The 14,588-nt window shown below is 37.2% G+C and carries 10 protein-coding genes; all 10 read right to left on the reverse strand.

Annotated features, from left to right (window positions below; all coding sequences use genetic code 11):
• Positions 1-114: 114 nt before the first annotated feature.
• A complete protein-coding gene (rnhA, locus tag B8967_RS13855) occupies positions 115-591 on the reverse strand; it encodes a ribonuclease HI (protein WP_084086488.1) in 477 nt (158 codons plus the stop codon).
• A gap of 46 nt (positions 592-637) precedes the next feature.
• The gene (dnaB, locus tag B8967_RS13860) at positions 638-2,227 is read right to left on the reverse strand and encodes a replicative DNA helicase (protein ID WP_084086489.1); all 1,590 of its coding nucleotides are present in this window, start codon (positions 2,225-2,227) and stop codon (positions 638-640) included.
• Positions 2,228-2,381: 154 nt separating this feature from the next.
• Positions 2,382-4,532, reverse strand: coding sequence for a T9SS type B sorting domain-containing protein (locus tag B8967_RS13865; RefSeq protein ID WP_084086490.1), 2,151 nt, complete (start codon positions 4,530-4,532; stop codon positions 2,382-2,384).
• A 331-nt stretch (positions 4,533-4,863) separates the two neighbouring features.
• On the reverse strand, positions 4,864-6,954 hold the full coding sequence (locus B8967_RS13870; RefSeq protein ID WP_047484863.1) for a T9SS type B sorting domain-containing protein: 2,091 nt from the start codon (positions 6,952-6,954) through the stop codon (positions 4,864-4,866).
• Positions 6,955-7,586: 632 nt separating this feature from the next.
• Positions 7,587-9,734 carry a T9SS type B sorting domain-containing protein gene (locus B8967_RS13875; RefSeq protein WP_084086491.1) on the reverse strand — a complete coding sequence of 716 codons (2,148 nt, stop codon included), beginning with the start codon at positions 9,732-9,734 and terminating at the stop codon, positions 7,587-7,589.
• Positions 9,735-10,257: 523 nt separating this feature from the next.
• On the reverse strand, positions 10,258-11,493 hold the full coding sequence (locus tag B8967_RS13880) for an MFS transporter (RefSeq protein ID WP_084086492.1): 1,236 nt from the start codon (positions 11,491-11,493) through the stop codon (positions 10,258-10,260).
• Between the two features lie 92 nt (positions 11,494-11,585).
• Positions 11,586-11,948 carry a hypothetical protein gene (locus tag B8967_RS13885; protein WP_084086493.1) on the reverse strand — a complete coding sequence of 121 codons (363 nt, stop codon included), beginning with the start codon at positions 11,946-11,948 and terminating at the stop codon, positions 11,586-11,588.
• A gap of 69 nt (positions 11,949-12,017) precedes the next feature.
• Positions 12,018-13,517: a GH3 auxin-responsive promoter family protein gene (locus tag B8967_RS13890; protein WP_084086494.1), complete on the reverse strand. Its 1,500-nt coding sequence runs from the start codon at positions 13,515-13,517 to the stop codon at positions 12,018-12,020.
• Between the two features lie 136 nt (positions 13,518-13,653).
• On the reverse strand, positions 13,654-13,956 hold the full coding sequence (locus tag B8967_RS13895) for a hypothetical protein (RefSeq protein ID WP_047484873.1): 303 nt from the start codon (positions 13,954-13,956) through the stop codon (positions 13,654-13,656).
• 182 nt (positions 13,957-14,138) lie between these two features.
• Entirely contained in the window at positions 14,139-14,534 is a 396-nt protein-coding gene (locus B8967_RS13900; protein WP_047484875.1) for a hypothetical protein, read from the reverse strand.
• Positions 14,535-14,588 lie beyond the last annotated feature (54 nt).

Here is a 14,588-nt window from a genome sequence, read left to right on the forward strand (position 1 = left end):
ATATGTATTTAATGTTAATTTTGTTAAAATTTATATATTTTATTCAAAATATGATATAAATTTATGGGTAATAATGAATGTTTTCGGTGGGTGGTTGAATTTATGTTGATTGAATCAAAATAGGGAATTGCTGTCCAGGCCTTCAAAATAGGAGTCTATTTCCAGATGTTGGGAAGCGGCAGCCGCAACGGCCAGCTTATCGCAAAGCTCATTTTCAAAATGTCCTGCGTGCCCTTTTATCCAATGCATCTTGGGTTGATGCTTGTTATAAAGCTCAATGAATTTTTTCCAAAGATCAGGATTTTTCACATTTTTCCATCCTCTTTTTATCCATCCCGTGATCCAGTTTTGATTGATAGCATCTGCTACATACTTACTGTCTGTATAGACATGGATGTCATTTTCTGTAGACTTTAATTTTTCCAGGGCTGTGATTACAGCCAGAAGTTCCATTCTGTTGTTGGTCGTCTTTCGGAAACCCATGGAGAATGTTTTCTGATAATTTTTTTCGGGAACACGCATAAGAATGCCATATCCTCCTTTTCCGGGATTTCCACTGCAGGCTCCGTCCGTATAAATTTCGATTTTCAAATTGATCTTTTTAAATTGATTTGCTTTCTAAGGCTAAGCATGGGTATTAAAACGGAAAATCATCATCGTCATCGAAATCATTCATCGACGATCCTGAAAGTTTTGAACTATCCGGCAGATCAAATGCTGCACCAGGCTGGATAGTGGTTTTAATTTTGTCGAAGCCGCTTGGATCAGGGGAGCCAAAATTCGAAGGATAGCCTCCACCGGCACCATCAAATGCCGCTTCAATATCACCAAATTTTGCAAAATGCTTCAGGAAAGACAGTCTGACATCAGCTGTTGCCCCATTTCTGTGCTTGGCAATAATCAGCTCAGCCTGATTTTCTGTAGAAGTTTCCTGTCCTTCATCGTCATTATCCCAAACTGTAATTTTATAGTATTCAGGTCTGAAGATAAAAGATACAATATCTGCATCCTGCTCAATAGCTCCGGATTCCCTCAAGTCAGAAAGCTGAGGTCTTTTTCCCGGGCGGGCTTCCACACTTCTGGAAAGCTGAGACAGTGCAATAACAGGAACATTTAATTCCTTTGCAATCGCCTTTAATGAACGTGATATCATAGAGATTTCCTGTTCACGGTTTCCAACACCTTTTCCACTGCTTCCGGCTGTCATCAGCTGAAGGTAGTCGACCATGATCAGTCTTACTCCGTGCTGCATAACCAGTCTTCGGCACTTCGCACGGAAATCAAAGATTGAAAGTGATGGCGTTTCATCAATGTATAAAGGTGCATTTTCCAATTCGGAAACGTTGGAGAACAGTCTTTGCCATTCTTCATCATCAAGAGTTCCTTTTCTTAATTTTTCGGATGAAATTTTAGTCTCGGATGCAATCATTCTGGTGATAAGCTGTACCGAGGCCATCTCGAGAGAGAAAAGAGCCATTGGGATCTTGTGACCTACTGCAATATTTCTTGCCATTGAAAGAAGAAATGCTGTTTTACCCATCGCGGGACGGGCAGCAATAATGATAAGATCGGAATTCTGCCATCCCCCGGTTTCTTTATCAATATCTCTGAAACCGGAAGGAACTCCGGAAAGTCCTTCCTTATCTTTTAAGGATTTAATAGTATCAATAGCTTGTTTTACTAATGAATTTGCCGTGTCGAATCCTTTTTTAATTGTTCCGTTAGTGATTTCAAAAAACGATTGTTCGGCTTTGTCTAAAAGTTCAAAAACATCAGTAGATTCCTTGTATGAAGAATCAATCACATTGGCAGAAACATTGATCAGGCTTCTTAAAATATATTTTTCAAGAATGACACGAACATGGTATTCAATATGAGCGGATGAACTCACACCCATAGTCAGATCTATAATATAATGGTCTCCTCCTGCCTGGCTAAGCTTATCCACTTTTTTTAAATCCTGGATAATCGTCATTAAGTCTACAGGGTGGTTACCCTCATAGAGTTTTAAAATCGCGGAAAAGATCACCTGATGTCTCGGATCATAAAACACTTCAGGGGTAAGGAGGTCAATGGAATGATCCAACCCCTTTTTGTCAATCAAAAAAGTTCCAATAACGAGTCTTTCGAAATCCACTGCATTGGGTGGCATTTTTCCATCCGCAATAGACAGCTCTTTTGCAAAGTTTCCGTGTGTTAAGGATGATAATGTTTCTTTCTGCGCCATGGTGCAAAGATAGCTTATTTAGAAAATAATTAAAAAATAGTATTCAACAAATTATTATCAGTTGTCATGAAAATACTGTAAACAGGAGGTTCATTATGTTGATAAAAAAAATCACCCCGGTCTGGGGTGATTTTCATAAGGTTATAAATGAAATTTATTCTTTATTTTTCACCAATACCCATCCTGAATATTTGGTTTCAGTATTATTTTTATCGTTTTCGTTCCATGAGATAGTATACCAGTAGGTTCCGGTAGCTATTTTTTTGCCGAAGGCAGTTCCGTCCCATGTAAAGTTTCTGATTTTGTTAGCTTCATGAAGCTTGTTTCCGTATCGGTCATAGACGATGAATACAAGGTTTTTCTTGTAAGCTAAAGCTGAATAGTCAATAACATCATTGACGTTGTCTCCGTTAGGAGTAATGGCATTGATAAGGTTAGGAACCGTAACGGTCACCTGAACCGGAGTACAGTTGAAAGAATCTTTTACATACACCGTGTTTTCCCCTCTTGGTAACCCTGTGAATGAATTAGACTCCTGCCAGTTTACTCCGTCAATAGAAAACTGGTAAGGAGGAACTCCACCTGTAGCAGTAACCTTGATGGTGTTATTGCTTATTTCAAGATTCGAAATCACTGGCTGTAGGCTAGGGCGTACATGGACTTCCTGAGGAGTGATACATTTTCCTGTTTTCAATTTTACCCAGTATGTTCCTATTCCTACATTGTTGATAACTTGGGTTGTTTCTCCGGTACTCCATTCATAACCGTCAAATCCAGGTCCTGCATCCAGTGTTGTTGTTGCTTCAGCACAGATCACTTTGTCTTTTAGAACGGTAGATTTTACCGGTGGAAGAACCGTTAATGTGATTTTTGCAATGGCAAAACATTGCTGAGCATTGTTAACTCTTGCATAGACGATTGTACTTGTTGAAAGATAAGCATCAGGAATAGCAATTGGATTAGACTGACTTAAGGCGTCATTCATTGTTTTATAATACTTTAAAACATTTCCTGCAGGGAGTGGGTTTGGAACACCAATATCTGCATGGGTAAGGTCAAAAGTAGAAGAAGATACATTATCAGGGATATAACAATTTTCCATTTGAGCATCTTTCAATACTACTGTCGGATGAAACTGCAATCTGATGGTAGCGGTAGCTGTACACCCGAATACGGAAGTTACTTTTGCGTACACTGTTGTTTCCGGAGAAATATAGTTGGTAGGACTTGTAATTTCATTGGTTCCGGCATTCAAATCGTCAAGAGTAGGATAGTATTTAATCACTGCTCCTGCACCACCAAATACATTGGCTGTGGTAAGATCGTACTTTGCAGTACCTGCCCCATTGTTGTTACATGAGAGTAAGGTGACATTATTAGCCGTAATGCTTGCATTTACAAATTTGAATTTTCCATTGATAAAGCAACCGTTCATTGGATTGTCCGGATTGGATGGATCATGGTAAACAATTCTGTAATAATAGGTGGTCGTTGCATTTACAGTGGTTGTGGTAATCGGATTTTGACCTGTAAGAACATCATTGATTTTATCATGGTAAGTTACCTGGAAATTATTACTGTTTCCGTTAATAATTCCTGCACTCAGAGTAAGGAAATTAAATTGAGTAGGAAGTCCACATACCATAACCGTACTTGGTTCTGTAGGATCTGCAGCAGGAATTCCCGGAGTAACAAATGGGTTAGGTGTGAGAGTAGGATCATTAAATGCTGAGCTTAAGCTCGCTGTTCCTGTCCATTTCATTGAAAATCCATTGATTGATTTTCTGTGGTTGTTGATCACTAAATAATAGGTTTCTCCTGCTACTGCATTGATATAAGGACTCCATTTATCAGCATTCATACTGGATGTCTGTCCAGGAGGATTAACAGGGAATACAGCAGGTGGATTTAGAGTCAGGTCGAGTCCTGTATCTCCGCCGGTTCCTGAATAGTTACATCTTAAAGGCTGGAGGAAAATATTAGTGCCGGGCTCTTGTAAAGCAGCACATCCTCCATTGGTAGGCCCATAGACTGCAAAATCATAATCATCTGTCTGAACATTAGGTACGATTGTAAATGCAAGGGTGCCTGAAGTGGATACACTGAAAGTATACCAAACTGTAAAAGTTTCATTTACGGATAAACATCCTCCATGTTGATTGAGGACCTCCAGGATACTCCCAATTCCTGATGGGGTATAGGAAATATCAGAATCCCCACATATTGGGATTGCCGTGACGCAGTCCGATTGCGAGTAAAACGTCTGGGATATAAAGAAAATTAAAATAAGTAGTAATTTTTTCATTGTTGAAATGATTTTTTTAAAACAAAATTGAAGGGGCTAAAAAACAAAATGAGAGCAGTTCTGTTGGAAGGTGCTCTTTGTTTTTTACGTAAAAGATAAAAATAGTAAAAGTTTATTCATAAGCGGATATTTTGTGTAGCAAATATAAAAAATTATTAACGTTAAATTAAAGATTTTGAGATATATTTAAAGAAAGTGATGGTTTGTTGCGTAAAAAAATAATATTGTTGTTGATCCAATATTTATGGGAATAAAAAAACAAACTCAGAATAGAATCCCTATCCTGAGTTTGAAATATGTTTGTTGGGTTAATCACTAAGTAATCAGTGTATTATTCTCTGTTTTTTACCATAATCCATCCTGTGAATTTGAAAGGAGTATTCTTTTTATCATTTTCACTCCAGGTTACAGAATACCAGTATGTTCCTGTTGGAATTTTTTTACCGGCAATAGTTCCATCCCATTTGTATCCGTTAGATTTGTCTCCCTGATGGATTTTAGTTCCGTATCTATCGAAGATATTCAATATAAGATTCTGTTTATCCGCCATTGCAGAATAATCTACTACATCATTTACCCCATCTCCATTTGGAGTAATAACATTAATAAGATTAGGAACAACCACAGAAATTTCAATGGGATCACAGTCATAAGCATCTTTTACATATACTTTGTGATTTCCTCTTGAGATATTGGTGAATGTATTGGATTCCTGCCAGTTGATATTATCCATAGAATATTTGTAAGCAGGAGTTCCTCCTATAACATTGATGCTTACAGTACTGTTTGAAATATCAATACTCGCTACTACCGGCTGTTCCGATGGATATACTTTTACAGTTTGTAAAGCAATACAGTCTCCGGTTTTCAGTTTTACCCAGTAAGTACCTACTCCTACATTAGAAATGGACTGAGTAGTTGCTCCTGTGCTCCATTCATAGCTTTTAAATCCAGGTCCCGCATCTAACGTTGTTGTATCTTCCATACAGATGATCTTGTCTGCTAAAATATCAGATTTTACAGGAGGAAGTACTGTTAGAGTAACTTTGGCAATAGAATAGCAGCCTCGGTTGTCAGATACTCTTACATAGATTACACCATTGGGAGCAATATAGTCTGTAAAGTTTAATATTTCATTTGTCTGATCTATGGCATCAGTGAATGATGGGAAATATTTTTTTATAGCACCTGGCTGATTGGTTACTAATGCATTGTTAAGGTTGAATGACCCTGTAGAAGGATTTGTTTCAATAAAACATGTTCTAAGCTCGGCGTCATTTACAACAACGACAGCATAAAGATTAAGATTGATTTGTGCTACGTCCGAACATCCCTGAGGAGTAGTTACCGATACAAATACTACATTCGTTGAAGATAAATAAGCATAAGGGTTTGTAATTTCGTTGGTTCCTGCATTAAGGTCAGCCATGGTAGGATAATATTTTTTTATCGCTGTACCTGCCGGGTCATCAAAGACATTGGCTGTGGTAAGGTCAAAAGTTGCGGTACCTACACCATTATTGTTACACATGGTTAGTGTGGCATCGGTAGCAGTAATATTTCCCTGCTTGAATTTAAACTTACCAATTTGCCTACATGAATTTATCGGGTTATTCGGATCGGTAGGATCTTCATAGTGAATACTGTAGTAATAAACAGTTGTTGTATTTACAGTTTGAGGTGTTAAAATTGGGTTGTTTCCTGCAAGGGCGTCATTTTGACTGGTGTGGTAAGTCACAAAAAAGTTAGCATTACCATTAACAATACCAGCAGTTAAAGTACTAAAGTCAAAAACAGCCGGATCGGTACAGATAACTACTTCATTTGGATCAGTTGGGTTGGCATTAGGAACTCCAGGTGTGATGAATGGGAATGGCGTAAGTGCCGGATCGTTGAATGGAGAAGCCAAAGACGCAGTGCCTCCCCATGTTAAAGAGAATCCCGTGATGTTAAAGCTATAGTTGTTTACGAGTAGATAGTAAGTTTCTCCTGGTAAAACATCCATATATTTTGCCCAGCCATCAGCATTGGAACCTGGCTGCCCAAAGTAATCATAAGGATCAGTTGAGGTCATATTCAGACCTGTAGCTCCAGTTCCACCTGGTGTTGAACATCTGATTGTATTTCCTTTGTTGGCACATGTTATATTAGGTCCCCATACATACCAGTCATAATCAGAACTGGTAGCCGGTGTGATCGCAAAAGTTAAAGTTCCTGCAGTAGCTACGGTAAACTTATACCATACAGAATATCTTTCTTGATAAGTACCGCAGTTTGATTCAGGTAATTCCTGGATTCCCGGTCCATCAGGAATGTAGGATATGTCAGAGTTTCCGCAAACAGAAAGTGCTGTGATACAATCCTGTTGTGCTGAGACGGCCTGAGTAATAAATAATATTAGAATCAGTAGATATTTTTTCATTTTGATCAGTTTAAAATTTTCAATCCTTATCTATTGTTTAGGTTTAAATTAGCTTTTTTCCCCAACCGGTTGTATGTCGGAAGTGGTCAATTGTTCATCTGAGTGCTTGGAGGGAATTGAGTTTTGAGGTCTGTTTATTTCTATGTTGTCCTGCTTGAATTCAGTTGATATAACGCATTTTCTAAATGGAGGATTGAAATTAAAGACCGGTCAAAAGATATTGTTTTATCGGTTTGTAAATCAGTGTTTTGTGGGGTTTTATCTACAGCAGTATGGCCCCGTGCTCCAAAACTTGCTATTAAAAAGCATAAAATTAGTAAAGGTTTATTCATAAGGGGATATTTTATCAGCAAATATAGAAAATAAATAATGTTAAATTAAAGATTTTGAGATATATTTAAAGAAAACGGAATTTGGTATGTAATATTGTATTTGTTGTTTTTGAGATGAAACGAAACCTCGTATGAATATATTTTAGCTGGTAAAGATAAGATCCGCATTTATATTTTTATATCTGATTGGAGTAAGGATAAAAAAAGTATTCAATAGTACCGATCATCATAGGAATTTTAGGGAAAATCTGAAGAAATCACCCCGGACCGGGGTGACTTTGATAAGGTTGTCAATAAAAATTATTCTATATTTTTCACCAATACCCATCCTGAATATTTGGTTTCAGTATTATTTTTATCGTTTTCGTTCCATGAGATAGTATACCAGTAGGTTCCGGTAGCTATTTTTTTGCCGAAGGCAGTTCCGTCCCATGTAAAGTTTCTGATTTTGTTAGCTTCATGAAGCTTGTTTCCGTATCGGTCATAGACGATGAATACCAGATTTTTCTTGTACGCTAAAGCTGAATAATCAATAACATCATTGACGTTATCTCCGTTAGGAGTAATTGCATTGATAAGGTTAGGAACCGTAACAGTCACCTGAACCGGAGTACAGTTGAAAGAATCTTTTACATACACCGCGTTCTCGCCTCTTGGCAGGCCTGTGAGTAAATTGGACTCCTGCCAGTTTATTCCGTCAATAGAAAACTGGTAAGGAGGAACTCCACCTGTAGCAGTAACCTTGATGGTGTTATTGCTTATTTCAAGATTCGAAATCACTGGCTGTAGGCTAGGGCGTACATGGACTTCCTGAGGAGTGATACATTTTCCTGTTTTCAATTTTACCCAATATGTTCCTATTCCTACATTGTTAATGACTTGTGTTGTTTCTCCGGTACTCCATTCATAACCGTCAAATCCAGGTCCTGCATCCAGTGTTGTTGTTGCTTCAGCACAGATCACTTTGTCTTTCAGAACGGTAGATTTTACCGGTGGAAGAACCATTAATGTAATTTTTGCAATGGCAAAACATTGCTGAGCATTGTTAACCCTTGCATAGACGATTATACTTGTTGAAAGATAAGCATCAGGAATAGCAATTGGATTAGACTGACTTAAGGCATCATTCATTGTTTTGTAATACTTTAAAACATTTCCTGCAGGGAGTGGATTGGGAACACCAATATCTGCATGAGTAAGGTCAAAAGTAGAAGAAGATACATTATCAGGGATATAACAATTTTCCATTTGAGCATCTTTCAATACTACTGTCGGATGAAACTGCAGCCTGATGGTAGCAGTAGCAGTACACCCGAATACGGAAGTTACTTTTGCGTACACTGTTGTTTCCGGAGAAATATAGTTGGTAGGACTTGTAATTTCATTGGTTCCGGCATTCAAATCGTCAAGAGTAGGGTAGTATTTAATCACTGCTCCTGCACCACCAAATACATTGGCTGTGGTAAGATCATACTTTGCAGAACCTGCCCCATTGTTGTTACATGAAAGTAAGGTGACATTATTAGCCGTAATGCTTGCATTTACAAATTTGAATTTTCCATTGATAAAGCAACCGTTCATTGGATTGTCCGGATTGGATGGATCACGGTAAACAATTCTGTAATAATAGGTGGTCGTTGCATTTACAGTTGCTGTTGTCAGAGGATTGACACCCGTAAGAGCATCATTGGTATTATTGTGGTAGGTTACCTGAAAGTTGCTGCTATTCCCGTTGATAATTCCTGCACTCAGAGTAAGGAAATTAAATTGAGTAGGAAGTCCACATACCATAACCGTACTTGGTTCTGTAGGATCTGCAGCAGGAATTCCCGGAGTGACAAATGGGTTGGGGGATAAAGTAGGATTGTTAAATGCAGATTCTAAGCTTGCAGTACCCGTCCAGTTCAATGAGAAACCATTGGTAGACCTGCTGAAATTATCAATAACCAGATAGTATGTTTCTCCACTTAGCGCATTGATATAAGGGCTCCATTTGCCATTATTCATACTGGATGTTTGACCTGGAGGATTGACAGGGAATACAGCAGGTGGATTTAGAGTCAGGTCGAGTCCCGTATCTCCACTTGTACCTGAATAATTACATCTTAAGGGTTGTACAAAAATATGATCGGGAGTCTGCAGAGCAGCACATCCTCCATTGGTAGGCCCATAGACTGCAAAATCATAATCATCTGTCTGAACATTAGGTACGATTGTAAATGCAAGGGTGCCTGAAGTGGATACACTAAAGGTATACCATACTGTAAACCTTTCATTAGTGCTTAAACAGCCTCCGTTTTGGTTGAGGATTTCCAGAATATTTCCGGGGCCGGATGGGGTATAGGAAATATTAGAGTTCCCACATATTGGGATCGCTGTAATGCAATCCGATTGTGAGTACAATGCTTGTGATATACTGAAAATTAAAAAAAATAATATTTTTTTCATTTGTTGTCGTTTTGGTGGTGTTCATCAGTCTTGTATTGGGTAAAATACTTTTGGAATCATAAAACAGAATGTTTTCTGTTCTTTACCATGTCCCAGATTTCCTTGCTTTTATTTTTTTAATTATAAGGCGATTATATTTTATCTTAATTTTAAGATATCCCTACCTGTTCAATTTATAGATAATACATTTGAAGAAAATCTTTCAATATTTTCAGATTTTGAAGGGAAAGGATGTATTTCTGCAGAGGCTATATTGATTAATGGCCCAATTAAAACAACAGTCAATATTTTATAAATCATACATTCAATTATTATATTCTAACAAAGCTAAAATACTTATTTGTTATTTAATAATTAGTATTTTAGCTAAATGTTTATGTTGTTGATAAAATAAATGTATTTATTTGCGTATATTCATTAGTTTAAAGAAAATCTTACTAATAAAAACACAAAGTTATTTACAAGAGAATAAGAAATTAGATGAGTTTTGTCTCGGATTATTATTTTTTTGGAAGAAGATAAACTAGTATTGCATTTTTCTTAGTTTGGGATTAGTGCTTCCTACAAGAAGGGCAATCAAAACGGTCATGGTTCCTCCAAATACTACAGAGCGTACTACTCCTAAAGCTTTGGCCATTACCCCACTTTCAAATTGTCCCATTTCGTTACTGGACATAATGAATATTGAATTGACACTTAAAACACGCCCACGAATATGATCCGGGGTTTTTAGCTGGACAATGGTTCCCCTGATCACTACAGAAATTCCATCCAGCATTCCACTCATCACTAGAAACATAAATGATATCCAATAAAGTTTGGATAATCCGAACCCAATAATACAGAGCCCAAATCCTGTAACAGCTACCAGAAGAATTTTCCCCTGGTTTTTTCGTAAAGGAACAAGAGCCAAAATAGTAATGATACACATGGAACCTATATCCGAAGCTGCATTCAGTAATCCAAAACCTTCCGCTCCCGAATCCAGAATATCTGTAGCAAATACGGGAATCATAGCAACAGCACCGCCGAAAAGTACCGCAAACATATCAAGACATAAGGCCCCTAAAATTTCTTTAGTTTTAAAAATATAAGAAATTCCCTCACGCATACTTTCTACCACATTTACTGAGTCCTTTTTATTTTCAGAATATTGTTTGTTCAGTTGCCAGAAAAATAAGGAAGCAATGAAAATTAAAGATAAAATAACGACTAATGTCCACTTTACTCCTACATACCCGATAAGAACACCTCCTATAGCATGGCCACAGACAGAAGAGATCAGGAATGTTGCCTGATTCAAAGTAACGGCATTCGGAAGGTTTTCTTTTTTTACAATTCTAGGAATCATAGAAGGAACGATAGGGCCAATAAAAGCCCTTGCTATCCCTGTAAAGAATATGACACCATAAATGAAATAGGTGATCTGATGGCCTGTGAAGTGCATTTCTACATTAAGAAACGCAGGAATAAGAAGAAGACCTATCAGGAAAATATAAGCATAATTGCAAATCAGAAGAAGACGCTTTTTTTCATTCATGTCGATGACATGGCCGGCATACAAGGCACAGCTCACCGCAGGAATAACCTCTGACAACCCAATAAGGCCTATTGAAAATGGATCTTTAGTCAGCTGGTACACCCACCAACCTAATAAGGTGGCAAGCATTCTAAATGCTAAAACAATGAAAAATCGTCCTGTAAGGAGATTTCTGAATTCGATATTTTTTAAGGTTTGTAATGGAGTAAAGGAAATCATGGACAAAAATAGCCCTAAAAATTTATTTAAGGCTATTCATATGTTGATTTTTAAAAGATAAATTAAATATATCTTGAAAGATAAAATCTATTTTAGTCGGCTCTTGTTGCACTAAGTACTATGGCAGCAACTCCGGCTGCTCCTATGATCGTTGCTCCGGTAGCAATTCTTGCTTTTGATCTGTCCTTTACGGCAGCTACCTTAGCTTTAGGAATAATTACTTCTGTACTGTCTTTTTTGCCGGCTGTCCCTACCAGATTTTCACCCACAATATTTCTGAACAGGATTTTTTGTTTTGGAGAGCCATCTCTCATTTGAACAACGTACATTTTTCCTGCCTGAAGATTAGAGTAGTTGTTTTTGGAAATATCTTCGCTGTATTTTGTGGTAGCACAAGATGAAATGACAAATAAAGAGGTTAATAAAGACGATTTTAACAGTACAGATGCTTTCATTATTTTCTTTTAGTTTTTCAAATTTATAATTTTTTTCGAATATACGTTTTTGGAATTGAAAAAATATCTTTAAAGTTTGTAAATTTCTAATGAATCTGCAATATTTCTGTCATTTGCCAATCTTGGAGTTTTGTTTTGTCCTCCTAATTTTCCCTGAGATTTAGCATATTCATGGAATGCATTTTTTCTGAGCCTTGTAATAAATAGCTTTTGTAAGATATTCCCTGAAATCAGATCATCATAATAGCTGTTTCTATTTCTTAGCTGATGGTCAAGTTCATTTCTGAATAATTCCAGATCTTCAGGAGCTTTTTCAAATTCAATAAGCCACTCATGGTAGGGAAGACCCTCTTCAGGATTGACCTGTGGGGCAAGATGAAATTCTGTAATCTGTGCAGGGAACTTTTCTAATGTGGCTTTCATGGCTTCTTCCACTTCAAAAGCAATCACATGTTCACCAAAAGCAGAAGTAAAATGTTTGGTCCTTCCGCTTACCAGAACTCTGTAAGGGTTTTTATCAATAAATCTTACAACATCACCAATAGAATATGCCCATAGACCGGAATTGGTAGTTAGGATCAGGGCATAATCCTTATGAAGTTCAACTTCCTGTAATGTGAGCCTTCGTGCATGAGGTTTGCCATATTCTTCAAGAGGAATAAATTCATAGAAAATTCCATGATTGGTCAGCAGTAACAATCCTTCTTTGGTATAATCATCCTGGAAAGCAAAAAAGCCTTCGGAAGCCGGAAAGGTTTGGATAATATCTACTTTACCTCCCAGGAGGTCTTCCATTTTATCACGGTAAGGCTCATAATTGACTCCTCCGGTAACAATAAGCTGAAGGTTAGGAAATAGTTGTTTAATCTTTTTCCCATGCTTTTCGGTCAATTTTTCAAAATACATAATCAACCATGGCGGAATTCCTGAGATCAGAGTCATGTTTTCACGCTCGGTTTCTTTGATGATTTGATCTACTTTGGCTTCCCAGTCTTCCATAATATTGGTTTCCCAGCTGGGTAGGCGGTTCTTTTGAAGATAGCTTGGAATATGATGAGCTACAATACCGGATAATCTCCCTGTCTTTATGCCAAAGACTTCTTCCAGCTCGGGACTTCCCTGTAGAAAGATCATTTTTCCGTTAACGAAGTCCGCATTATTTTTTTGAGCAATATAATGGAAAAGCGCACTCTGGGCTCCAGCAATCTGGAATGGCATCCCTTCTTTAGAAATAGGAATGTATTTAGATCCGGAAGTTGTTCCGGAAGTTTTTGCAAAATATTCCGGAGTGTCTGTCCAGAGTATATTGGCTTGTCCCTTTTTTACTCTTTCAATATAAGGTTTTAGGTCTTCATAATCCGCAAGAGGGACTCTATCCTGAAAATCTTTTACAGAATGAATGTTTTCAAAGTCATGCTCCCGTCCAAAAAGTGTTTTTTGAGCAGTATGTGTAAGAGAAAGTAATAGATCTTCCTGATTTTTCTCCGCATTTTTTTTGAATTCCCCTGCTTTTTGAACATGTTTTTTTGCCCAAATAAGCGCTGCATTTTTCTTGAAGAAGTTTAACATGCTTCAAATTTATAAATTAAGTAGAGAATCTGGAACAATTTTTACAAAGCATGACATAAAAAAGCCGATAAAACTTGTTCATCGGCATTTCGAAATTTGATTATGAAAATAACAACTATATATGTTAATGTTGTGCTTATTTGTTTACTTTATATCTTTTGTCCGGAGTTCCGTCTTTTTTTAGATGCTTATTGTCTTTGTATCTTTTATCCGGAGTCCCGTCTTTTTTCATTTTGGCAGCAGGTTGAGCTGGTTTTACTTCAGCAGGTTTTGCTGTTTTTATTTCAGCGGGTTTTGCAGCTTTTACTTCAACAGGTTTAGTCGCTTTTACTGTTTTTACCGTTTGGTGAGCTGTGGTACTTGTAGCGGGAGCTGTCTGCTGGGCAGTAGCAAGTCCTAGTCCTAGGATCAGTGACATTGCTGAGAATAATTTTTTCATAGAAATACTGTTTGTTTTTGTTACTTAAAGGTATGCAAAAAGCGGGCTGAAAATTTTTAGTTTTTTAAACTTAACTAAAGTTTATTACAGCTTAAAAAAAAATTAAAACAGTTCTGACTCCATAATAAAACCTGTTTTCATTGAAAACAGGTTTTTGTAATATAATTTATAGTATGAAATGTTTATCGGGTACAATTAGCGGTCCAGGTCTTACCATCTTTAAGGTATAGAATCTTTAATTCATTGTTGTCAATTCTTATATATGATGTTCCTGTAGAGCCAATCATGACAAGGGTGTGATCTCCTTTCTGTTCAAACTCGATTCCGTTGAGGTCGGGAATGCCACTTGAAAAAGAGAAATTATACTTTGTGCCGCTGGCGATCTTGGTTACAAATACACTTCCATTATCAGTACTGATGTTGGTAGACCCTCCGTCGTTATAAGAGATCTTCCCTTTATAGGTTCCTGCGAAGAAGTCGTTGTTCGTAGGATCATCATCACTGCTACACGACGAAAACGATAATGCTGTAAAAACAAACAGCATAAAAACTCCTAAAATTTTAATTGCTTTTTTCATAATATTATTCTTTAGTGTTGGGTTATAAGGTAAAATTCCAAACATTATGCCACG

This window comes from Chryseobacterium sp. YR221 (assembly GCF_900176315.1).
GTDB classification, from domain to species: domain Bacteria; phylum Bacteroidota; class Bacteroidia; order Flavobacteriales; family Weeksellaceae; genus Chryseobacterium; species Chryseobacterium rhizosphaerae.

Excerpts from the sequence above, each read along its gene's own strand:
- dnaB (WP_084086489.1), bottom strand. The coding sequence starts at position 2,227 with ATGGCGCAGAAAGAAACATTATCATCCTTAACACACGGAAACTTTGCA.
- B8967_RS13865 (WP_084086490.1), bottom strand. The coding sequence starts at position 4,532 with ATGAAAAAATTACTACTTATTTTAATTTTCTTTATATCCCAGACGTTT.
- B8967_RS13870 (WP_047484863.1), bottom strand. The coding sequence starts at position 6,954 with ATGAAAAAATATCTACTGATTCTAATATTATTTATTACTCAGGCCGTC.
- B8967_RS13875 (WP_084086491.1), bottom strand. The coding sequence starts at position 9,734 with ATGAAAAAAATATTATTTTTTTTAATTTTCAGTATATCACAAGCATTG.
- B8967_RS13880 (WP_084086492.1), bottom strand. The coding sequence starts at position 11,493 with ATGATTTCCTTTACTCCATTACAAACCTTAAAAAATATCGAATTCAGA.
- B8967_RS13885 (WP_084086493.1), bottom strand. The coding sequence starts at position 11,948 with ATGAAAGCATCTGTACTGTTAAAATCGTCTTTATTAACCTCTTTATTT.
- B8967_RS13890 (WP_084086494.1), bottom strand. The coding sequence starts at position 13,517 with ATGTTAAACTTCTTCAAGAAAAATGCAGCGCTTATTTGGGCAAAAAAA.
- B8967_RS13895 (WP_047484873.1), bottom strand. The coding sequence starts at position 13,956 with ATGAAAAAATTATTCTCAGCAATGTCACTGATCCTAGGACTAGGACTT.
- B8967_RS13900 (WP_047484875.1), bottom strand. The coding sequence starts at position 14,534 with ATGAAAAAAGCAATTAAAATTTTAGGAGTTTTTATGCTGTTTGTTTTT.